Source organism: Paenibacillus sp. ATY16, assembly GCF_003399985.2.
GTDB lineage: Bacteria > Bacillota > Bacilli > Paenibacillales > Paenibacillaceae > Pristimantibacillus > Pristimantibacillus glycanilyticus.
This window is the reverse complement of the sequence record NZ_NMOK02000037.1, coordinates 41295-64881: the sequence shown is the minus strand read 5'-3', so window position 1 is coordinate 64881 and position 23587 is coordinate 41295. Positions and strand designations below refer to the sequence as shown.

Genomic DNA, 23587 nt, shown 5'->3' with positions numbered 1-23587 from the left:
TAGGGGAATGATTTTCAACGGGGAATAAAAAAACGACAGCCGTCAGCTGCCGTTTTAAAGTTTCCAGAATCTCCTCATATACTCCCCCTCAAATTATTAACTGTCTTCTTAATTAAAAGGGGGTTATCGTACCTAATTCAGAATGAATTCTGGAGCATATTTTTCAGGATAATTGAGCATCGATGCGACATCGCCATTAAAATACAGGTTTCCGTATAAGGGGCTATTACTATCCATCGTTAGCCTGCACCACGTTATCGGCTTTTGACCAACGGATATTCCGTCCTTCATGGGATCATCACTTATCTTGAATCCAAGATTTTTATAGATCTCTTCCACTGCTGCTTTCCACGTTTTATTGTTTTCCAGTAATTCGTCTTGCCAGGTTACATCGGTTTTCTCATTCTTACCATTATATTTATAAATTCCTGTTCCACGCTCTTTCGTTATCGCTTTTTCTACGTATTCAACATCCTCCGGTTTAAAATGTGCTGTAAGTCCAATTAAGATGTGATAGGAGAAGGTAAAGCTGACCTCAGCAGAGCGGTCATATAATTTAATTGAATGATTTAAATGAATTAGATCATTGTGAGCAAGCCCTGTATCTATTTTTGTAATATCTTTTTCGGATAGTTTTAGAGCATTCATTACCTCCTCCTCATTCATACCCCATTTCAATTTCTGGATAGGCGCGGGCGTACCATAGATCGATGTCTGACTGCAACTGGCAAGAAGAAAAGCAAGTATCCCAAATAGCATTAAACAAAGACTATATTTACGCATATTACCTCCTAAACTAGGTTATTTGTTGTATCATTTTTCAACTCCATAAACAATTATTACCTATAGACTATGCGTTTTCTTGCAAATTGAGTTTCCTTCATTTTAAACGCAACTAAAATTAATGGTGATGCTCAATCGGTCAGGGATTTAATGGATCTGGAGCATCGACCATATTAAATAACAACCAAAATGAAAATAAGAGGATACAACAAGTTATTATTATTAAAATAACAGCAACTTTACCTTTTAATTGATTCTTCATTAAATGCCTCCTCCTCGAATAGCGTTTAGGCTATTCGACTTTCATTTGCTGTAACTTACTGAAAAAGCAGCATGCCTCTAAATCAAAAAAAGTGGCACAGGCATAGCTGCCTGCACCGCTTTTATATTCTAGGCTATGCTTATTTCAATTTAATTTCAAACTTTGCTCCCGCCTCGCCCGCGAACATAATGGTGCCATTCTTGGGAAGTACAGTTGCTTTGTCCGGTTTGACGATACCGAGACCGACGCATGCTCCGTTCTCGTCATACACGGCATATGAGCCCTTGGATGATGATGATACCGCCATGGTCTTGCCGGCGGCACGGTCCGGAATCGAGTACCACTTGGCATAACCGGTTGCTTGAATGGTCGTTGAAGAGTGTTTGCCCGTGTAAATCGGTTTCAAGGCATCTTCGCTTACTAACAGGCTCCCCCCATAACGAAGGTACTCAACGCCATCCTGCTCGTAGAAATCAAGCGGCGTAACGTCTCTGCTGCCCGTTGTAGGAATCTGATGGTCTGCGACAGCAGTATTCAGACCCGTTATTTTCTGGTCTATAACGTAACCAGGTGCTTCCTTGAACAATCGAACTTGTAAGGAGCCGAGGCTCAATAAGGTGACGGAAGTATATTTTTCGTTGATGACATAATAACGTTTGCCGTCCCGTTCCTTCCATGCATGAAGCACCTCTTCAGAGACATCGTTAGGTTCGAGCTTCTCGGCAGCATACTCCGATAAGGCTAATTGTCCGAGTCCCGGTAACGATAGATATTGCCGAGTCCACAAGTAGGTACGGCCGTTGTTATCCTTGACGAAATTAATTTTCACGTTTCCGTCCGCGCTCAAGAATGAACCATCTGACGAATACGCGTATTTCTCGGCTGGATAATTCGGAACTTGAGGCGTCGCAATCGACAACTCCCCGTTCTTGGCAATGTTAACCGTAAGTAATTGATTCGTTGCACCATACATCCCTGCAGAATCCAGCAATTCCGCGGGCATGTCGGCTTTAACAGGTGCTCCGTATGACTTCTCGGCCTTAATTTCATCTATGGTTCCTTTTTCCTTCAAGGCATGGAGCAGAATCTGGTTAGCCAGCAGTTGATTGGTTGTGCTGGAGCCTCCCGATGACAGCACGGCCGCTGCCATGTTTTCTCCGGGAAGAACGACTAGCGACGCGTGATACAGAATCGTATCTCCACCCTTGGTCAATGCCTGAATGCCATAGTCGCCGAACGGGAACAGGTTGACGCTGTCCCAGCCCAATCCATAATTGACTACAGTATCCGCATCCTCCGGCCAGAAGCCCTTCTTATACTCGGCTTGCGCCATCGCATCCACCGAGCCGGATGATAGAATGCCGGCAGCTTGCCCGGTAAAAATCTGAGAGAATCGAGCCAGATCTTCCGCCGTGGAGTAGATTCCTCCCGTTCCAATAGCGTTTACCGTTTCTCTTGGCAGTTGAGTTTGGGAATTAGGGAAATAAAGTGCAGCAAACTGGGATGTATTTAGCTGATCCTGGGGTGTTTTCGTATTCATCATCCCCAGTGGTTCGGTAAAATTCTGATGGATATAGGAAGTAAAATCGGTACCGCTTACTCTTTCAACTAAAATTTCTGCTAGAGAAAAACAGTCATTACAATAGACCGAATAGGCGCCAGGCACCGCTTTTAATTGCTGTTCGGCCAATTGCTTAAGAAGCGTATCATGCGCGTAAGTATCGTTATCCGAGAATAAGAATGCATTCGTCAGTGATGAACCGTTAAAACCCGCGGAGTGATTGAGCAGCATGCGGGGAGTAATTTGCTTGAATCGGTCGTCCTTCATTGTAAAATCAGGGACGTATTCCGTAACAGGATGATCCAGATTAATCTTGCCTGCATCCACCAGCTTCATGACTGCTGCCGCCGTGAACATTTTGCTTGTCGACCCGATACCGTACATCGTGCCTGCCGTTAATGGCTTTTTCCCAGCAGTATCGTTAATTCCGGCTTGCCCGGAAACAACGATCTTCCCTTGATCGATAAGCGCGTATTGAACGCTTGTCGTACCGTATTGGCCCGTGAGGAGCGAGGCTTTCTCGTATGCGGCCTTCTGGGTATCCTTGTAAGCAAGTGCCCCCTCGCCAGAGGCGGCTGCAACTACGCCAAGCGGTGCCAGCATCGACAACATCAATGTCATAATAGCTAGCATTAGAACCATTCTTTTCGTTTTCATAATACCTCCTAAATAGAATTATCATACAAATGGCTATATTCAGTCCATTTGTGATGATTCTTGCTACGTAAGCATGAGCTTAAGATCGTAGTCACAGGTATTACGTTAAATCTCTCCCAAAGTTCCTTTAATTTGGAATAAATTCAGGTAAATTAAAAAACGAATAGGCAAGCACACCGGCTTATTCTTTTCCTTATTGGAATCTTGCTAGACGGATGCAATATCGTAGATCGATTCCGTGAAAAGATCAGAGCCAGCCCCTCCAAGGGGGCTGGCTCTGATCTTTTTCCATATTATCAAACTCGCAAGCAGCTCGGCCGGTATGATCGTTCATTTAGTTGCCGAAGCAGCAACGGGCAGCATGCCTTGAGGCTCCAACTGACCAAGAAGCACGCGGGCGGCCGCAGCCGTATTAGGGGTTTCCTTACCGTATACCGCAAGACTCGATTTCACGTTTTTCACGTAAAGCATTTCGTACGGATTGCCAAGCGACAGCAGCACATAACGCTTATTAAGCTTGTTCAGCCCGTCAATAAGCGCTTGGCTGTCGGACCAGTTGAATTGGCTAGCCATGTTACGGAATTGATAAGACGAGACTATTACGTAATCCGCTCCGTTGATCGCCTGCATCGCCGCATTCGCCATGCCTGGCTTCAGAACGATAACTTGCGTCTTCAGCTGCAGCGACGCGCCTGCTTGCTTCACTTGGTTCTCCAGCTGCTTCGCCTGCTCTATGTCGACCGCGACTATAGCGATGTTATCCCCCTGCCGAATCTGGTCCGGATGCTTCCCGTCCCGTCCAGCTAGCAGCGTCACCGCGCGCTCCGCGATTGTGCGCTCTACTTGCCGGTGAGCGTTAGATCCGATTATCTTCCTTAAGGATGCAAGCTTGGCGGACAGGCTCTCGTCTTGATCGAATAGCCCATACTTATCCTTGAGCTCCAGGATCCGCTTCACCGATTCATGAAGATGAACCAGCGGAACGGCGCCGTCCTTCACCGCCTTTACCAGCACCCGCTGCGCGTCTGCCGGCTCCTGGGGCATGAGTATGATGTCCACGCCCGCATTCACGGCTCTCACGACGGCCTGCTCTTCCCCGAAATGCTCCGCGATACCCTTCATCGTAAAAGCGTCGGAGATGATAACGCCTTTAAACCCAAGCTCCTCCCGCAACAGCCCCGTCAACACTTTCTTCGACATTGTCGCTGGAATCGGTACGCTGCTGCCGTCCTTCTTGGAAGTGACATGCGTGTCGTCCACTGCCGGGAAAGCTATATGCGCGGTCATAATCATGTCCACTCCGCTCGCAATGGCAGCTTTAAACGGCAGCAATTCCACCTCGTCCAACCGGTCGCGGTCATCCATGAGCACCGGCAAACCCAAGTGGGAGTCGACTATCGTATCCCCATGTCCCGGAAAATGCTTCACCGCCGCGATCACGCCTGATTCCTTCAGTCCCTTCATCGTCGCAACACCAAGGCGAGAGACCAGATACGGATCGGAGCCGAATGACCGCTTGCCGATGATCGGATTATCCGGATTGCTGTTCACATCCAGATCCGGTGCAAAATTCAGCTGCAGTCCGAGCGCCTTCAATTCTTCGCCCGTCAGCTTCCCAGCCTGCTCGGCGAGCCCCTCGTCTCCCGTTGCGCCAAGCGCCATTTGGCCAGGCAAATTCGTGCCGCTCGGAATGCGCTGGATGACGCCGCCCTCCTGGTCGACGCCGAGGAAGAGAGGAATATCGCCTGCCTTCCTTTCTTCCGCCTGTAGACCGTCGGTTAGCGTCACGACTTGTTCCGCGCTGACTATGTTTTTATCGAATAATATAAAGCCACCTGGCGCCTGCTCATGGATAATCGCCTTCAGTCCGTCATGGACGGTCGTCGTTAACGCTCCGTTCCACATGCGGATATCCGGCATCAACATCTGTCCGACCTGCTCGTTCACCGTCATATACGACAGCAGCTTGTCCCAATCCTTCTCCTCAATCGCCATCTCGCGTTCGAAACGGATTACCCGTGTCATAAAAACCGCGAACTCTGCCCGCGTCACGGATCGATCCGGACGGTACGTGCCGTCCGCGTAGCCGCCTATGAGGCCATTCGAGCTCATAACGCGAATCGGATCGGCTGCCCATGAAGCCGCTGCATCGGTAAGCCGCATCTCCTGATTACCGGCCTCAAGCGCATACGCTCGCGCGAGGAACGCCGCAGTCTCCGCACGGGTGATCGGAGCGTCCGGACGGAAGGAGCCGTCCGGGAATCCGCTTGCCAACCCACTTGACGCCGCAGCGGCAATTTCCCTATAGAATGGATGCGACGGCGAAACATCAGAATAACTAACAGCGTTGGCGTCAGCTTCGGGAATCCCTAGAGGGTACTGCTCCCTCGTCATGAAAGCGACAGCCTGGGCGCGTGTAACCGCCCCGTTTGGGTTAAATCGACCGCCGCCGTAACCGGCCACCGTACCCCGATTCGATAAGTATTGAATGCTATCCTCGGCCCACTGCGCGTGCTGCAGATCAGTAAACTTTTCCGCCGCAGCTGCGGCGCTCCCAAAAAAGCATAACGAACCAAATAGCCCGGCGGCTATCCCGACAGACAATGTTTTGAATCTCATTTCTCTTTGTCACTTCCCCGATATGATTGTCGATAGTAATACGTCATTAAGGGTGAAATGTTGCTCGTAAGCAAACCATCGCCTGTATGGGATGTTCTACCAATTAAACATGAGGGCATGCCAAAGTGCCGCAGCGGCATTTCGCTGCGGCTTTTGCTCTGCCACTATAGCCGGCCAACTCGGCGTGATTACCATAGTAATCATCTCCGAACCCCAAAACTGGAAGTGACACTGAGATGAATGTGCTGATTTTTGATTAGTTATATAGAAGGCTACTGCTGATCATTGTATTTCAAATGTAAAATGGGATATGGGCGGCCTGCTCCATCTGTCAAATCTTCACCGGTTATTCCGAAACCGCTTTTTAAGTAAAATCTTGTCGCATTTTCATTTTGTTTATTCACATCTACGGAAGTGATCCCAAAATCATTAACGCAAGTTTGCATAATTTGTTTCCCATACCCTTTGCCAATTTTTGCGGGATCGAGAAACAATGCTTCCAAGTGATGTTCATTAATGGCGGTAAAACCAAGGATGGAGTCTTCGGTAAACCAGAGACGTACATCAAGATGAGGAAAATACTTGGGTAGTTCTTTTTTGATTTCCTCTTTATCCTTGAAACTCAAAAAGTGATGAGTGGCCATTACCGATCTTTCCCAAAGATTTATGATCATATCATAATCATTAACGGTTGCTTTTCTGTTTTGTATCATTTCGTTCTGCTCCTTTTTTTTATTTAATTTATCACGCTCCTTCCATGCTTTTCTTGTAGATGGTGATCGTATATCTCCAATTGATATATGGCTTCATTCTTACCTCTCTTTTCGGATCTTTTATATTCGACATTTCTTAAGTTCTACAGATTATTTACTTTAAGATCAAGGGATTCTTAGACTGGTTTGCGATACGGGTATGACTTCCTTTCGAATCTCATTCGGAAACACGAACGAAATCATTCCAATGGACTGCGTCTCATCTTTAAATCCAGTTTCAGTAAACTTCCCATCGACATCGATGCGACCACAGCGCCAGACCGAATTTTCGTACCCCGAATAGTATCGGTAGAAAAAGGGTTTATTAATTTTCGGAGTCGGTCCCGTGCGTTCCTTGAACTTGTCTGCGTACAATTGATCAATGGCGTTGCCTGCCTTGTCTTCCAACCGCCCTTGCCAAGTGGCTACGAGGAAATCATCCTTATACTCATAATACGTAATGATCTCATTGTCTTCGATCATGAAAAACCGCAGCGCCTCTCCCTCTGGGAACAGGTAGGCTTCGTTAGCGACAAATGCTCCCGTTTTCAAGGGAGGAAGCTCATAATTGCGTAATCCGTATGCACTATTATTAGCCGTTATGATGCTTCTGCTTCTCCCCAAGTCACCAGAGAGAATCTGGGCGAAGAAATTCTCTTTAGGCAGACCTTCATATGGCGATCGGATCGAAACAATATTGTTTTTATAGTCCACCGTATATCCGAGCTGCTCCGAAATGAACCTCAAAGGTACGTAAACGCGGCTACTGATCAATTGGACCGAAACATCTAATGATTTGTCTGCTGACAATTCAGGAGCTGCCAAATTCTCAACCCTTGCTGTCTTTTTTCCGACGGTCAGCGAAGCTTTTTTGGACCATTTAGATACGACCGCGGTTTTCTGTTGTTGATTCCACTCGACTATTGCGCCAAGCGATTCCGAGACGGCGCGAAGGGGAATCAACACCTTGCCCTGAACGACAACAGGAGCGCTATCAGTTTGTATTTGTTTGTTCTTTACCATGATGCTGATTTTGTCAGCTGCTACAGCGGAAGAACTAAAACACATCATAACAATTATGGCAAATGCGAAGACAATCTTTTTCATACCGTTCACCTTCATAGATAATAGTTGATTTAAATTTCGATAAAAGAGTGCTTACTCGACCAGAAGCAAGAAATGGAAACTAAATTCGACTTAACTGCGCATTCAGCTGGAAAAGGATATTCGATCTTGGTGATCTATCAGCTAGCACAATGACGATAACACAAAAGCGGTACGAAGTGGAATTACTTAATAAATTTTTATTAGTGTCTTCCGCCGTTTCGAGCATTCACGTAAGTGATTTCAGTAAGAAAATCGAACAAATCTGGCGATTTCACCTGAATACTTTTAGAGCTGAAAGTTATTAAAATTTCATCCTGTATATAGCTGCTTTGTGAATATCCACTCCCGTCAGCATGGTTAATAAGAAGCCATTTTACCACACGAGTTCAAATGACACTCGCCCGAATTGCCCATTTACAACGGCTGTTGAGTTGTGCTATTGTTATTTCCATAGTTTTCGAAATACATTTGCAAAGGCGGTGAGAACCCATGGTCGAGGATAACGAGGAAGTTAAACAGGCAGTGAAAGTATACAAAGCACTCGGAGAACCGACCCGGATCAAAATAGCGATGCTTCTTACGGAAGAGCAGAATCTCTGCTGCTCCGACATCGGCAGCAATCTGGAGTCCGTTGCCGGTTCAACGCTGTCTCATCACTTGAAGCAGCTTACGGAATGCGGCCTGCTCACGCTGCGCAAGGACGGCACGTACATTTATTACAGTGTCAATAAAGAAGTCGCGTTGAAATATGCCCCGTATCTTTTGGGGTAGCCTTTTTTTGGTCTATATTTCGATAGATTTAGAAATATAAAACTATAATACAGAGAGATACGGATAAGGAGCTGGAACATTTGTCTTACAATTTAAAAATATATATGCTGGCTTTAGTCAGCTTTCTCGTCGGCACGTCCGAATTCATCATTGCCGGCATTCTGGATAAAGTATCCGACGACATTGGCGTCTCGGTGGCAGCGGCAGGCCAGCTGATCACCGTGTTCTCCCTTGCTTACGGATTCGGGACGCCATTCCTGATGGCCGCCGCTGCCAAAGTCGACCGCAAAAGGCTGATGCTGTATGCTCTTTCGATATTTATCGTTGGCAACGTCGCAGCTTACTTCTTCACCGGCTTTACCGCCCTCATCGTTTCCCGCGTTATCGTTGCACTCAGCAGCGGCGTTTTCGTCGTCACGGCACTCACGGTCGCCGCAAAGCTCGCGCCTGCGGAGAAGCAGGGCAGTGCTATCGCCACGCTCGTTATGGGCTTCAGTACGGCATTGATCGTCGGGGTACCGCTCGGCAGGCTTGTCGCTTCCGCCTATGACTGGAAATTGGTCTTCGGTGGTATCGGACTGCTCGGGTTGCTTGCGCTATTGCTCATTGCCTTAGCGATTCCAAAGACGGATGGCGAGCAGCCGGTACCGCTGCGCGATCAACTCAAACTGCTCAAGAATCCTAAAATTCTCGTCGCGCTTGGCATTACGTTTTTCTGGCTTGGCGGCTATTCCATAACGTACACGTATATTTCCCCCTTCCTGCTTGATATTACCGGCATGAGCGAGAAATTCGTCAGCATCGCGCTGCTTGCGTTTGGCATCGCTAGTCTAATCGGCTCCAAACTTGGTGGCTTCAGTACCGACCGATGGGGGTTCAAGCGAACTTTGGTGAACGGCATGCTGCTTCACGCGGTCTGGCTAGTCGTGATTTCGTTAGCCGCACATTCGCCAGCGCTCATGTTCCCGCTGCTCATGCTCTGGTCCTTCTCCGCATGGTCGTCCGGCCCGACGCAGCAATACCATCTGATCTCACTCGCTCCCGAAGCAACCAGCATCATGCTTAGCCTTAACAGCTCTGTTATACAGCTGGCCATGGCTGCAGGCGCGGGTATCGGAGGCGTCGTCGTAGAAGGGGCAACACTTGCTGCCATCACTTGGATCGGCGCTGCCGGCGTCGCCATTGCCGCACTCATTTCAGCCGCTTCATTCGGTTACCTTCGCGTCGGTGCGGCTTCCCGAGCAGCGAATAAGGAGGCTCGCGCAAGGAAGTTCAGCGCGTAAAGTCATTCCATTCAAGCCAATCGGGCATAAGGTACAACATCATAGCTATTACCGGATACAATGATGCAAAAACGACCCTGTACCGAAGAAGCTTCGGTACAGGGTCGTTGTTATTTACTAATTGAACTTGGCCTTGTCGCTTATTTGCCCAGATTCGCATTCCACGCTTCAATGAGTGCGTTAACGCTCCGATTGAGCGTCGTCCTTGCTTGTTCGGATATCTCTTCCTGCTTCTTCTCTTTGTTCAGCTGCTTCTGTAAATTCTCCAAATGCTTAATACCCTGCTTCCAGTCCGGCTTCTTCTTGCTAACCGCATCGGCTGCATGCTCAAGCTCCTTATCCAGCTGCTTCCGAATCTTCTCGTCCAGCTGTCCGGCTGAGCTAAACCAATCGAGCAGCTTTCCGACGGCAGGAGCGTTTATGGGAGCTGGAAGAACCGTGAAATTGTCGTAGCTTGTTTCATTCATGTACGTCCGCATGCCGACCTTGCCGTGCGTGAATGGATTTCCGCTGCGGTCCGTATAGTCGATAACCGGCTTGCTCATATCATCCACATATACCAGGATACGCGCTCCCTGCGCGACGACTTTCACATGCTTCCATTCGCCTGTCTTTATCTCGAGCGGCACTCCCGTCAGATAGGTCCAGTTGTAATTCAGCTTGCCGAGATGAACGCCCTGTTTATTCAGATACGCGACGTATCCTTGCACGAAGTTCGCATTGTTCTGATTCAGCTCCTTGCCGTGAGCCGGATTATTTGCCCGGAACAGAATACCTCCGTCACCTGAATCGTTAATCAGCTTGATATCGGACTCCACGCTGTAATCCGACCAGTTGGCATCGCCGATCGTCGTCTTTGCGAAGCTGCCAACCGCCGCCTGGTATTCGCCGGTATGAGCAACATTCGGCTCGACCGGGTTCTGATGAATCCGGATTCCTTGAAAGTCGAATTCACCTTTCACGGTTTCGACCTTCAAGGTATGTTTCCCAACCGGGAGATAGATGCCTTGCTTCGTTGTTGTTGCCCAGTTCTCCCAGGTAACGGAATTCGGAATATCGACCTCACCGGTTAGATCGGTTGCATCGTCCAGCCACAGCCTGACTTTAGCACCGTCCATCGATGTAGCTGTTACGAAATCGACGTTGTACACGCCGGCTTCGGTTATATCTACGTTGTAGGCCAGCCATTCTCCGGTTGCGTTCCAACCCACATTGTAGCTGCCCTCCGCATTCTGGCGAATATCAACCGATTCATTCCGGTATTCCGTACCGATGTTAGCGGGAGTCAGATCATGGTAGCCCGTGCCTTCGCCTCCTGTCTTGTAATCAACCGCCTGGATAAATCCGGGCAGCACGTGCGCTTTATCGAATTGGGTAAGCGACAATCTTGTCATATCGAACTCGCCTTTGACAATCTCGACCTTCAGTTCATGATCGCCGGCCGGCAGCTGAACACCGGACTTCTTAACCGACTTCCATTTATTCCAGTCTCCGGAAGCAGGAACATTCAACACGCCGGTTAAATCAGTTGTGTCATCCAGCCATAACCGGACTTGCGCATCCGTGAACGTCGTAGCTGCCCATAAGTGTAGATCGTACAACCCCTCTTCCGCGACGTGGATATTGTACTTCAACCATTCGCCTGTTTGATTCCAGCCTACGATCTGATCGCCGGATGCAGCGGAACGAATATCTACCTGATCGCTGCGGTATTTGCCTCCAATGTTCGCGGGAGTTAAATCATGATAGCCTACGCCTTCACCGCCGGGCTTGTAATGCTCGGCTTCGATGACGCCGGGTACTGGTATTGGCTGCTCCATCCTCGTCAGCGCTATACCCGCAAAATCGAATTCTCCGCGTACCGTCTCGGCTTTCAGCGTATGCTTGCCTGCCGGCAGCGTAACGCCGGATTTACGCACCACATTCCAGATGTTCCAGTCACCGGTCTTCGGAATGTCAACGATGCCGGTAAGATCCGTCGTATCGTCCAGCCAAAGCCGGATCTGACCTCCGTCCAGCGTAGTAGCTACTTTGAATTCCGCGTTATAGGATCCGGCTTCCGCCACATCAATGTTAAACTTAAGCCATTCGCCTGTCTGGTTCCAACCGACGTTATACCCGCCTCCAACCGTATTGGAGCGAATGTCGACCGAATCTCCCCGGTACTGGCCGCCAATGTTCTCGAGTGTATTCTCATGATATCCGACACCCTCGCCGCCGGAGATATAATGGACCGTTCCAATCGAACCCGGGATCGAATGATAAGCATCGTAAGCCGGCTCTTCTTCGGCAATGTCGCTCTTTACGCTCCAGAAGCCTTCATACCGTTTCCAGCCGTCATCCTGGCCATCATCGAAGTTATCATAGAGAACCGGAACGTCCACGTGCTTGTGGAAAGCTAGCTTATCCATAGACACAGTGCCTGATAAGGCAGCGACCTTCAAGTCATGTACACCTGCCGGCAATTCTACCCCATTCAGCTGTGCGGTTTGCCATCCTTTATTAGCAGTATCAACGTCTCCTGTCAATTCGAACTCGCCCAGCGGTTGTCCACCATCCAGAGTGAGCTGTACCTTACTGCCGATGGCTGCATCCGCATAAGAAAGATCGATATCGTATTTGCCTGCTTCCGAGATGTTTAACCGGTACCGCAGCCATTCGCCTTTCTCGAAAGCGGTAATATGCGAGGTGCCATTCTCTGCTTTGCCCGTATCCATCCCTTCTCCTCGGTAATCACCGATTGTATCCGGCGTCAGGTCGTGATACCCGGCTCCTTCGCCGCCGGACAGGTAATGAACGACCTCGACTTGACCCGGAACCGGTTTCGCAGCGTCAAAATCGCTGCTGCCGTTCACGTCGTTGCTAAAAGCAGCATACCCGAAATTAGCCTTCGCGTTCTCCGTGACGTAGCCGATGCTGCCGCCGCCAAGCGTCACGCTGCGTGTCTGTTTTAGCATGCCGTCGACATAGATCTTGAACGTGTCTTCCGCTTTCTCAACCCGGATATTGTGAAGTTTTGTATAATCGTACCCTTCCGGCAGCGTGCTCGACACCCATCCCAGATCGGACCCATTTACCCGGAACTGCGTCTTCACCGAATTGCTCGCCGGATCTAACAATGCCGTTCCGAAATCATTATCGTCCTTGTAGGAAAATACGACCCCAAGCTGCGAACTTCCGGTATCGCTAGACTCAGCCAGCTGCAGATTGAATTCTGCCGTATAGCTGTTTTCCGTCGCAGCTGCAGTTACCAGTCTGCTTGTACCGGCGGTCTGCTGCCTCAGAATACCGGAATCAACGCTCCAGCTGCCACCGTCCGCATTCGTCCACGCCGCGCCGAGCTCCGCGCCATTGAACCGGTCCTCGAAATCTGGCATCTGCGGATCCGGCTGCTCGGATGTCGTTGGTCCAAGCACCGACATTTTATCCCCGTTGAATACGACCCGGTCCATACCCATATGACGAAGAGGTCCAACAATGCCCGGTCCTTCGAGATTGTGGTAGATGATATAGCGGGCATCCAAGTTCGGTCCAACGACTACCGTATTATGGCCGAGGCCAACTGTCGAGCCTTCCGTACTGATCAGAATCGGGTTATCCGTATCAGTCACGAAACCCGTGAGCGGATTTGAGCTGACCGCGTAGTCGACCCGGTAACCTTTGCTGAATACATGGTTGCCGGTATACGTCATATAGTATTTTCCGTTCCGCTTGAACAACGTAGAGCCTTCCGTCCAACCGTTCATGTTCGCGCCTGTGTTTACGCTGTTGCCGATCGTTGTTGGCGTAGGCATCGCAGCCGCGAGAATTCCCGCTCCGTTCGCATGATAGAAATACCACTTGCCGTCATCGTCAATGAAGACATTTCCATCGATCGAATGGCCCAAATTACCCGTCTGCACGGTGAATGGACCGGTCGGGCTCTCGCTGCGCAGCACGTAATGGCCATTGCCGGCAGGTGAGGTATACATGTAGAAATATCCGTTCCAATACACGACTTCAGGAGCGTAGGCTCCTTTTGTAACCGGATCGGTTGCGGCCAATCCTCCATAGCTCCAATGGACAAGGTCTGGCGAGCTCCACACCTTGACCCCTATATCGGTATCCCTCGTGCTCACGTACAAATAATAATTACCGTTAAACTTCAGCACGTAAGGGTCGCCAAGCCCATATTGTCCCCATTCGTCCGGCAGCGATGTTGGATTCTTATAGGCGAATGCCGCCTGGGGGGCAAACAATAGCAGTACGCACAACAGAGTCACTATACTTCGTTTCAACATCAAACCTATCACCTCATCAATTTATTTAAAGCGCTTTCATCAATGACTGACTATGATGATCTTCCCTTTACACCATTGTCCCAATCACCTCATTTCATTACTTTAATCCAATATATCGAGAGTATATCGACACTTTCTAGAAATTGTCAACGCTTTATTACAATTTATATGAATCATTCAGTGAAATTTTTGATTTTTAACTTTTCATTACAATTTTATTGTATCATTTGATTTAATTATGAGTTATGGAATCGCTAGGTTAAAAACTGCAGTAAACATAAAAAAAGAGCTGTCCGCGACAGCTCCTCCACAATCATTGTTAGTAAAGCCCGAAGGTTTAATGGCCAATTCCGTTCAGACTCTTGTCGTTCATCGGCTCTATAATATAAGGGTTTAATCCAATACCGAATTCTCCAATAAATCTTGAACCCTCATCTATCTCCAATATCGCCAAGAGCTTTGCTGTGTCATTAGCCGAAGCTTCCGTAATTCTGCCATCTTCAAAAACGAATGCGATATGCTCAAAAGTTGTTCCTCTAAAATTGACAGGAGTATTGAATGTGATCCATCCGTTAACGGAATGTTTAATTGGAACACAATAAACCTCACCATCAGGCAGATTTTGAAGACCGGCATCTTTTCTGACAGGCATATTTTAAACTGACAGTGTTAAATCAGTGTCTTTTCCGACAATTCTCACTTTATCCGTTTTGCATCCATATCATTCATCCCAACAATATCATATGACGCTAACCGTTCTAATTGTTCGGACGAACCATTTATTAATTGTGTTCGAAGGATTTCTTTATCCGTAAACACTACAAAAGGTAATGCCTTTACTTTATAAGCTTCTAATACTATTGCTTGGCTAATAAATTATCGTGCCCTTCAACTTCAATTAGTACCTTCTCTCCTTTTTGTAGATTTACAGAGTATGTAACAACGTTTTTTGCAAGTTGTTCTATCCTAATGTCTTTCATGATACACCACCAAAAGTAAATTCATCGAATTAGACACTTCAACTCGTTAAAAAGCCACGAAACAAATATAAATTTATCGTTTATGTGGCTATTTTCAATTTTGTGGTGTCTAATGTAAGTGAAAGCAAAGGAGGTTCGCTTGTGTCTGGGCCCAACGACGAATTCGATCAAATCTTTGAGCAATATTATAAAAAAAATTTTTCGATTCCTCTCCCTTAAAGTGGATCACTAAACCGCAGAGGACGCAACTCAGTTAGCATTCGTTAAAGCCTTTGAAAATTGGCACACCTTTCGAGGAGATTCCAGCGTATTCACTTGGATAAGCCAAATAGCCTACAACCTATTAAAAAATGAGTTTAGAAAAAGAGAGCGAAGCTTAGAAACTTCGGTAAATTTTCAAGAAATGGAAAATCGCTTTATCACGTTTGAGTTCACTAAAAATGTTGAACTACGAATAGACGTAACTACGGCGCTGCTTAAACTTAACCCGCTTGACCGCGAAATAATCTCGCTTCATTTTGATGTAGGCTGCACATTTAAAGAAATATCGGAGCTTGTCGAGATGAGGATGAGTGCGGTAAAAAACAGACTATATAGAGCACTGGTAAAGTTAAGAAACGAACTTGATGATTGGGAGGCTCAAAAAATGATGTCCGTCCTGGATACCATATCGATTGTGAGTAAAGATGTCGGGTCAACCCGCACAACCACACCGGATCATAAGATTTACCGGGATATTATCGAACATCTTAGAGTTAACGTTGATCGTATTTGTTCAAAATTAAAGCATCATCCTTCAAAAAGAATAACCATTGAGATCTATCCGGATCTTAACTCTTTCCACCAAGGACGTTAACGAACCCGAGGCTCCGAATTGGTTTATGGGCATGATTGAAGCGGATACGATAAAAATCACATCCCCTTTAAACCCCGGCCCGGAGCACACTTATCAATCCATACTAAAGTCAACCGTGCACCTCTTTACAATATGGTTAGTTAAAGATATAAATCCATTGGCACCGAAGTGGCTATATCAAGGAATAGGCGGTTATGAAGCTGGACTAATGACAAGAGATTATATAAATGAATCCATAATGGACTTGGTTACGCGAGGTGAAATCCCCACGTTTTCAGAACTGGAGAATGACACTTGGGATTTCGAGAGTATGAGAGGCTTTCAAATAGAACACCAAACGATTTTGAAACTGTTTTCTCTTCCCCTTCGTCGGAAGTACATCAACAGTGGGCAACACATTTAAGAACACGGTTAAACATTGGATAGTTTTAAAACTCCGCCTCGAAATAGTCAATAAGAATTCGCTATTTTGACATCAAAGCTTGATTAATGATCGGCAAAACCCGTCTATAATGAAGCCATTACCATGTGGTTGGAAAGGAGTTCTTCGGTTGTAATGAGCAAAAAACAGAATGTAACGCAGCAAGCCAGCAACAAAAACTATACGGCTGCTATCGTCACGATCTCGCTGATCGCAAATATCGTTATTTTACTCTTGTTCTTCTCGCCGATTGGCTACAAGGGAAATATCGATTTCGACCTTACCATCTTCCCCAGAATCAATGGGCTGTTGAACAGTTTCACCTTCATCTTCCTGCTAGCCGCGTTAATCGCGATCCTACGGAAGAACGTAAGGCTTCACAAAGGGTTCATTCTTGCTGCCTTTTCTTCAACGCTGCTGTTCCTTGTCTCCTATTTAACGTTTCATTACATGTCCTCGGAGACGGCGAGTTTCGGCGGAGAAGGCATAGTCCGGCCGATTTATTTCTTCATCCTGATCACTCATAGCTTTCTTGCGGCCGTCATCGTGCCATTAGCTTTGTTCACTCTCGTATGGGGATGGACAAACCAGCTGCACAAACACCGCAGAATCGCCCGTTGGACGATGCCGATCTGGCTTTATGTCAGCTTAACCGGGGTAATTGTGTTCCTAATGATGGAACCCTATTATTAAGGTGATCTTTACGAATAGAGGGTTATTGAAGTTCAATCTTCAATAACCCTCTTTTTTTATTTTCCGTCATATAAACGTCCGGGTTGCCGTATTCTTCGCGATTTAGAAGGTGCTTCGTTTCTTGTCCATACTCATCATTCTTACCTTCGCCGAATCACTGTTTGCCACATAATCTTCCCATCCGATGGCTATAGTAAGGAAATCAATGGCATAGGAGGAGATCCATGTGAACCCGTCCGTCTCGGCATCAGAGCAATTTTTCTACGAGCAATTCTCCGGTCAAAGCGATTTTCAATCAAAAAAGCTGTTGATTGGCGGAATCGAGTACAGACTATTTTATTTGGACACTTTGATTGATTCCTCCCATGTCCAGGAATTCATCTTGAAACCTCTGCTTTCTAAGCCTTTGAATGACGTACGCGAGGTTATATCGATACTCGACTATGAGGAAACGGATCACTTCGAAGAAGCGGTTCAAGCGGTTGTATGCGGCAAGACGGTGCTGCATCGCGACGGAGAGAGCAAATTGTATTTGCTTGGCGCGGATTTGAAGAAAGAGCGCACCATTAACATTCCGTCAAATGAGCGTATTCTTCGCGGAGCAAATGAAGCGTTCATTGAGAATCTGGATACCAATCTGAATTTGATGCGCAAGCTGATTCCTTCAACCGAGCTTGTCGTCAAAACGTATACGATAGGCCGTTTATCCAAGACTAAGGTAGCAGTCATGTACATAAAGTCGGTCGCGGATCCGTCATTATTTGAGGAGCTGGACCGGCGTCTCTTGAGCATCGATAGCGATTATACGGAATCGCCCGGTTTTATTGACGAACTGATCCGGGACAAAAAATTCAGCCTGTTCCCGCAGCTCTTAATTACCGAACGCCCAGACCGTGCACGCGCTTATTTAATGGAAGGCAAAATGGTCATTGCAACCTCAGGTTCACCGGATGCGATTATATTGCCTGTAACGTTCTGGTCCTTTTTTCAAAGCCCTGACGATTACCATATTAGCTGGCTGCTTGGAACCTTCTTCCGGCTTCTTCGTCTTGCCTGCTTTCTGCTGACCATTGGGCTGCCTGCCTTTTATGTGTCTGTCAGTTCCTTTAACCCCCAGCTGCTGCCGATTAATTTCGTGAATACGCTGCAAAGCTCGCTGAAATACGTGACTTTCCCGCCGTTAATCGAGACGATTGCCATGATGCTTTTGCTTGAAATCTTAAGGGAATCCACCATACGGCTTGCCAGTCCAGCCGGCCAAACCATAGGCGTAGTAGGCGGTATCGTTATCGGAACCGTCATTGTGCAGTCGAACCTGGCTTCCAACACGATGGTTATCGTAGCCGCTTTAACAGGTTTGGCTTCTTTTATTATTCCATCCTACGAAATGAGCAGCGCGGTAAGACTACTCGGTTATCCGGCGATTCTATTGTCCTCTGTCTTTGGGCTGCTGGGTCTGGCGTTTTTCTTCATGATCATCTTTATTTACTTGTGTCAAATGAGCACAATGGGACAGCCTTATTTTTCTCCTCCCTTCTCTTTGAGCGGGATAAGAGATACGCTGATCCGTTCACCTATTTGGAATCTGAAAAAAAGACCGGCAGGAACCTCGCCATATAATCAAACCAGGCTGAGGCATCCGAGGAGTTGGAAAAGATGATGAGGGAAGAGTCTATCAACGGAAGACAGTTGATCACGCTTACTATAATGGCACAGCTCGGTACCGAGGTTCTATCCCTTCCTCACGTAGGAGCAGAAAATGCCCGGCAAGATACGTGGCTTGCTGTGCTGATTAGCGGTGTAGCCGCGCAAATCGGAATCTTGTTAATCTGGTGGCTCGGCAGCCGGTATCCGAATCGGAACTTCTACGCATATACCCGGGAAGTTGTCGGCAGACCGATTGGTTTTGTCCTCAACCTGCTGTATGGATGCTACTATTCCTTCTCCGGACTGCTCATTACCGCGCTGTACACCGATATTTTAAAACGATGGATGTTCTTGCTTACGCCAAGGTGGCTAATTTTCCTTATGCTTATGATCATCTGCGGATATGCAGCCACTTCTTCACTTAAGAGACTGGCCTTCATCTCGCAGTCCTTTATAATCTTTCCCGTTATCTGTTTCCTGCTGATTGCGTTTAGCGGGATATACGGACTGGATGCTAGAAATCTTCTGCCAGTGTTGTCGCATGGCTGGGCCCCCGTCATAAAAGGCGTGTATGTCGCCTATAGCGCTTATATCGGATACGATCTGCTTCTATATGCTTACCCCTATGTGCAAGGTGGCAGCAAAAAGAAACTGCTGATTGCGATGTCGATTGCCAATGCTTTCACGATCGTCTTTTATGTAACCGTCTGCCTCGTCTGTACAACGATGTTTGGCCAGAAGCAGCTGATTATCGTGCCGGAGCCGATTGTTTTTATTTTGAAAAACTACCGCATTCAGGTCTTGCAAAGCCTGGATATTCTGTTTCTTGTCTTTTATGTCTTCGTCGTCTCCACCACGATCTACGTGTACTTCTTTCTGGCTTCCAAAGCCTTTGTGCATTTGCGCACCGCGGGGCTCGGCAAGTCTTATCACTGGGTCTGGGCTATTGTAACGATTTGCTTTGCTGCAAGCTTCTTTCTAACAAAGCGCAATGATATATTGCGAATCGCCGCCTTTCAGGATCAGCTCTCGATTCTCGCCGTTGTGGCGTTACCCCTTCTCCTGCTCCTTATTTCCGGAATTCGGAGTGCCGGGAGGCATCGGGTATGAAGAGAACAAGAACGGTTGTAGCCCTGGTGCTTTGTCTTTTTCTGACGGGCTGCTGGGATCAGCTTCAATTGAAAAAGCTGCTTTTTGTCGATATTATCGGGATTGATTACGAGGGAAACAGCAAGCAGCTTAAAGTGGACTACGTCATCTCTTCCCTTCGGGAAGCAAGTCAGGGCGGCGGAAGACAAACCTCCTTGCATATGAAGACAACCGGAACCAACCTCTATGATGCTGTTTCCAATACAAACAAGGAAATGCCCGGTATCCTTTCGGTTCTTGAGACGAGGCTTTATCTGATAAGCTCCCGCTTCGCAAAGGATGAACCATTGCGGCATCTGGACATTGCCAGTCAATTTGCTTCCAACCCGTTATACGCTTATTTAGCCGTTTATGATGGCAATCTCTCGGAGCTGCTCAGCAAAAAAAGCATGAATGATCAGACCGTATCCAATTTCCTAATTGGTCTTCTTGATGATGAAATCCGCAGGGGAGAGATTCCTTCCAATAAATTGCTTCATTACATCCTCGGGGGTAACCAGTTCATGAACGATTTCGCCTTAAACCGGTTCGAGCCCTATCGGGACGAAGCACGTCTGGCCGGTACAGCTTTATTCAGCGATGGGCGGTATACCGGGAAAAATTTGAATAATGAAGAGACTCAGCTTGCCACCTTGATCGAAAATCCGTCCGGAAAGAACCAATTGCTATCCAGCCAACGGGATGGAAAGCAGTATTCGGTACTTATTCAATCCGCCAAACGCCGTTTTCATGTGTTGACGAATGCGGATAAGCTCAATGAGATCGAAATCTCGATGCAGCTGCAGGTTAAATTGGTTGAGGACGGCTCCGAGTTCAAAAGGCATACGGATAAAATGCTTAAGGATATGGAGATGTTTATCGCAGCGGATCTTACAACTAGAACAACTAAAGTCATGGCAGCTCTCCAGCAGGCGAACTGCGATTTCTTGCAGCTGGGCCATGAGGTGGCCGTCTTTCATCCGAGCCTATACAAAAATCTCAACTGGCGGGAGCAATATCCCACACTCCGCATTAAGCCGAAAGTAACCGTAAAAATTCTGAACACGGCGATTCTGGAGTAAGTGGAACAAGTCTTTTTTGCATAAAAAACCCAACCGGGAACATAATATTGGAAAAATTTAAGGAGAGCTGCAGATCATGAGGCCGACGCGGAATTCTTATTCCTATCCCCGGGAAACGATTAGTACCGATATAGCCGGAAATGAAGCCCTGTTTCGGCAATTGTTCGAGCATTGCTTCGATATCGTCTTCCAACGGGTTGAATTGTCCGGCGAATGTAGCATTCTCATGGTCTACATCGATGGAATGATAGACAAGAACGTCTTCAATTCGTCGTTTTTTCAATCGTGGCTAATGGAGAAATCCAGCGAAAGCAGCCATAAAACGATTGACTTCTCGGTCTTGAAAGAGCATTTTTCAGCCTTACGGCCAACCCATAACGAACATCGATTAAAAGAAATAACCGAAGCGGTTCTTCAGGCCTCCTTAGCCGTCTTTGTTGACGGGCATCCGGAAGCCATCCTGATGGATACCTCCGGCTGGGAGCACCGTGGAGTTGATGAGCCCGCATCGGAGATGGCTATTCGAGGGCCGAGGGAAAGCTTTTCCGAGACCCTTGTCATCAACACGACGCTCATTCGCCGAAGAATTCAAACGCCTGAACTAAAGCTTGATCCCGTCGTGCTTGGCACATTTTCCAAGACGAAAGTCGTCATCGCTTATGTGGATGGCGTGGCCCGTCCAGATTTAATCGAGCTCGTTAAACAACGGGTCTCCCGCATTCGAATGGATATTATCCTGGATACCGGCTTTATCGAAGAATTTATTGAGGACAAATCATTTACCCCCTTCCCCCAGGTTATGAACACGGAACGTCCGGATATCGTCGTAGCCAACCTGATGGAAGGTAAAATCGCCATATTAATTGATGGGACGCCATACGTGCTTCTTGTTCCGATCACATTCTGGACAGCCTTTCAGGCTGCTGAAGATTACTATGAGCGGTTCCTATACTCCACGCTGATCAGATGGACAAGGTTTATCCTGTTCTCCGTGTCGTTGTTCTTGCCTTCCCTGTACGTGGCCATTACGACGTTCCATCCGCAGCTGCTGCCAACGAATTTTTTGCTAAGCATCACCTCAGCACGTGAAGGCGTGCCATTCCCCGCCGTCATCGAAGCGCTTTTGATGGAATTTCTATTCGAGGGCTTGCGTGAAGCCGGTGTCCGCCTGCCCAAAGCCGTCGGCTCTGCCGTCAGTATCGTTGGAGCTTTAGTTATTGGAGAAGCCGCGGTTAACGCGGGAATCGTGTCGGCGCCAATGGTCATCATCGTATCGATTACCGGAATCGCTTCCTTCGCAATTCCCCGTTACAACATGGGCATCGCCTTCCGTATTTTACGGTTTCCGCTTCTTCTTATTTCGGGAGCGCTGGGATTGTTCGGAATCGCCATGGGCACGATCATCATTATGATTCATATGGCCAAGCTGGAATCATTCGGAGTCCCCTTCTTGTCTCCGATCGCCCCGTTTCAGCCTGACAAAATCAAGGACGTTCTAATTCGCGCCCCTTGGGAGAAAATAACTGCACTTAAACGGAGGTAATATGCGTATTAAACGACTTGGATTAATCGCCTCTATTCTTCTGTTGCTTCCGTTGTTCGGTTGCTGGGACAGGCGTGAATTGAACGACCGTTTATTCGAACTTGGCTCCGGTGTCGATCTGATCGAAGACGGTAAAATACTGATGGTTGGCCAATTCATGATTCCGGCGAAATCCGGTGACACTGGAAGCGGCGAGAAGCAGTCCTATTTTATTGAGACGGGAACCGGTAAAAATGCGTTCGACGGGTTATTCGACATGCAGCTGAAGCTGTCCAGAAGAATAACCCGGGCGCATCGGCACAATATCTACATTGGAGAAAAGATGGCGGAGTCCGGTATATCTAATTTATTGGACTCGGTAACCCGGGATCCAGACAGCCGGATTCGATCGGATATTTGGGTTGTCAAGGGAGGAACCGCTCTCGAGTTTATGCAAATGACCTTTCCGCTTGAGAAGATGCCGGCTATCGCCCTCTCCAAATCCAGACAAATCATCGGCAAAAAAATCGGCAACTCGGTACTCGAAATATTGATAGCGGAGAACGTGGAAGGAAACGGTCCGACCCTGCCGACCGTTGAGCTTTTCTACGACCGGAAGCTGCGAAAAAAAACGTTCCATGTGTATGGCCGCGCGATTCTTAACCGCAAACAGCAGTTAGCCGGCTATTATGATGCCATGGAGTCTGCTTACCGGTTATGGGTTATTGGTGAAACCAAACGGATTCCGATTACCGTTCAGATGGCTAACGGACAAGGAACCTTCAGCGTGGAGATCCAGCGCACGACATGCCAGATACGCATGGAAGCCAGTAGCGGGCAAGTGAACATTGAAGTCAAGTTGAAAGGCGGAGCTATCGTCCAAGAGAGCAATACGTCATGGGATCTTCGCCAGACCAATGATTTGCAAACCTATGAGGCCGAATTGAACCGTCACGTCGAGGCGGCTGTATCGAGCATTATTCAAAAAGCGCAAAAGGAGTTTAAGGTGGATGTGTTTCTCTTCGGGAGAACGCTCAGCCGGCAGCATCCAGAACAATGGACAGCGTTGAATTCAAGGTGGGAGCAGGCTTTCTCGGGCGCGAAGGTCTCGGTTCATTCCCATGTAAAGATCAAGCAAATCGGGCTTCAGGGTCCACCGCCTAATCACGATAAACCGTAAGGA

At 47.6% G+C, this 23587-nt stretch carries 16 protein-coding genes and 1 pseudogene; 9 read left to right on the top strand and 8 right to left on the bottom strand.

The window, feature by feature from the left end; all coding sequences use genetic code 11:
- Positions 1 to 132: 132 nt before the first annotated feature.
- The 6 genes from CFI03_RS20580 to CFI03_RS20560 form a co-directional block, all read right to left on the bottom strand.
- Positions 133 to 648, bottom strand: coding sequence for a hypothetical protein (locus CFI03_RS20580; RefSeq protein WP_248759128.1), 516 nt, complete (start codon positions 646 to 648; stop codon positions 133 to 135).
- A 274-nt stretch (positions 649 to 922) separates the two neighbouring features.
- Complete coding sequence (locus tag CFI03_RS31165; protein ID WP_283094638.1) at positions 923 to 1045, bottom strand: hypothetical protein; 123 nt, start codon at positions 1043 to 1045, stop codon at positions 923 to 925.
- Positions 1046 to 1184: 139 nt separating this feature from the next.
- Positions 1185 to 3263 carry a serine hydrolase domain-containing protein gene (locus CFI03_RS20575; RefSeq protein ID WP_248759127.1) on the bottom strand — a complete coding sequence of 693 codons (2079 nt, stop codon included), beginning with the start codon at positions 3261 to 3263 and terminating at the stop codon, positions 1185 to 1187.
- 330 nt (positions 3264 to 3593) lie between these two features.
- Positions 3594 to 5882 (bottom strand): glycoside hydrolase family 3 N-terminal domain-containing protein, encoded by a 2289-nt coding sequence (locus CFI03_RS20570; RefSeq protein WP_248759126.1) that lies wholly within the window; start codon positions 5880 to 5882, stop codon positions 3594 to 3596.
- 272 nt (positions 5883 to 6154) lie between these two features.
- Positions 6155 to 6595 (bottom strand): GNAT family N-acetyltransferase, encoded by a 441-nt coding sequence (locus CFI03_RS20565; protein ID WP_248759125.1) that lies wholly within the window; start codon positions 6593 to 6595, stop codon positions 6155 to 6157.
- Positions 6596 to 6760: 165 nt separating this feature from the next.
- Positions 6761 to 7741, bottom strand: coding sequence for a copper amine oxidase N-terminal domain-containing protein (locus tag CFI03_RS20560; protein WP_248759119.1), 981 nt, complete (start codon positions 7739 to 7741; stop codon positions 6761 to 6763).
- A 489-nt stretch (positions 7742 to 8230) separates the two neighbouring features.
- Between CFI03_RS20560 and CFI03_RS20555 the strand changes: the two genes are divergently transcribed.
- A complete protein-coding gene (locus CFI03_RS20555) occupies positions 8231 to 8512 on the top strand; it encodes an ArsR/SmtB family transcription factor (RefSeq protein ID WP_248759117.1) in 282 nt (93 codons plus the stop codon).
- Positions 8513 to 8592: 80 nt separating this feature from the next.
- Entirely contained in the window at positions 8593 to 9795 is a 1203-nt protein-coding gene (locus CFI03_RS20550; RefSeq protein WP_248759115.1) for an MFS transporter, read from the top strand.
- 140 nt (positions 9796 to 9935) lie between these two features.
- On the opposite strand, the gene CFI03_RS20545 is transcribed toward CFI03_RS20550, so the two are convergent.
- Positions 9936 to 14075 (bottom strand): carbohydrate-binding protein, encoded by a 4140-nt coding sequence (locus CFI03_RS20545; RefSeq protein ID WP_248759113.1) that lies wholly within the window; start codon positions 14073 to 14075, stop codon positions 9936 to 9938.
- A 337-nt stretch (positions 14076 to 14412) separates the two neighbouring features.
- Complete coding sequence (locus tag CFI03_RS20540) at positions 14413 to 14727, bottom strand: aminopeptidase (RefSeq protein WP_248759111.1); 315 nt, start codon at positions 14725 to 14727, stop codon at positions 14413 to 14415.
- A 575-nt stretch (positions 14728 to 15302) separates the two neighbouring features.
- On the opposite strand from CFI03_RS20540, the pseudogene CFI03_RS20535 reads away from it, so the two are divergent.
- The 7 genes and pseudogenes from CFI03_RS20535 to CFI03_RS20505 all read left to right on the top strand — a co-directional run.
- A pseudogene (locus CFI03_RS20535) lies at positions 15303 to 15911 on the top strand (RNA polymerase sigma factor); the annotation flags it as partial.
- Between the two features lie 556 nt (positions 15912 to 16467).
- Complete coding sequence (locus tag CFI03_RS20530; RefSeq protein WP_248759109.1) at positions 16468 to 17025, top strand: DUF420 domain-containing protein; 558 nt, start codon at positions 16468 to 16470, stop codon at positions 17023 to 17025.
- A gap of 226 nt (positions 17026 to 17251) precedes the next feature.
- On the top strand, positions 17252 to 18685 hold the full coding sequence (locus tag CFI03_RS20525) for a spore germination protein (RefSeq protein ID WP_248759108.1): 1434 nt from the start codon (positions 17252 to 17254) through the stop codon (positions 18683 to 18685).
- Entirely contained in the window at positions 18682 to 19782 is a 1101-nt protein-coding gene (locus CFI03_RS20520) for a GerAB/ArcD/ProY family transporter (RefSeq protein ID WP_248759106.1), read from the top strand. Before CFI03_RS20525 ends, CFI03_RS20520 begins: the two co-directional genes overlap by 4 nt.
- On the top strand, positions 19779 to 20882 hold the full coding sequence (locus tag CFI03_RS20515) for a Ger(x)C family spore germination protein (protein ID WP_248759104.1): 1104 nt from the start codon (positions 19779 to 19781) through the stop codon (positions 20880 to 20882). Before CFI03_RS20520 ends, CFI03_RS20515 begins: the two co-directional genes overlap by 4 nt.
- Before the next feature lie 76 nt (positions 20883 to 20958).
- Positions 20959 to 22425 (top strand): spore germination protein, encoded by a 1467-nt coding sequence (locus CFI03_RS20510; RefSeq protein ID WP_248759103.1) that lies wholly within the window; start codon positions 20959 to 20961, stop codon positions 22423 to 22425.
- Position 22426: 1 nt separating this feature from the next.
- Positions 22427 to 23584, top strand: coding sequence for a Ger(x)C family spore germination protein (locus tag CFI03_RS20505; RefSeq protein WP_248759102.1), 1158 nt, complete (start codon positions 22427 to 22429; stop codon positions 23582 to 23584).
- Positions 23585 to 23587 lie beyond the last annotated feature (3 nt).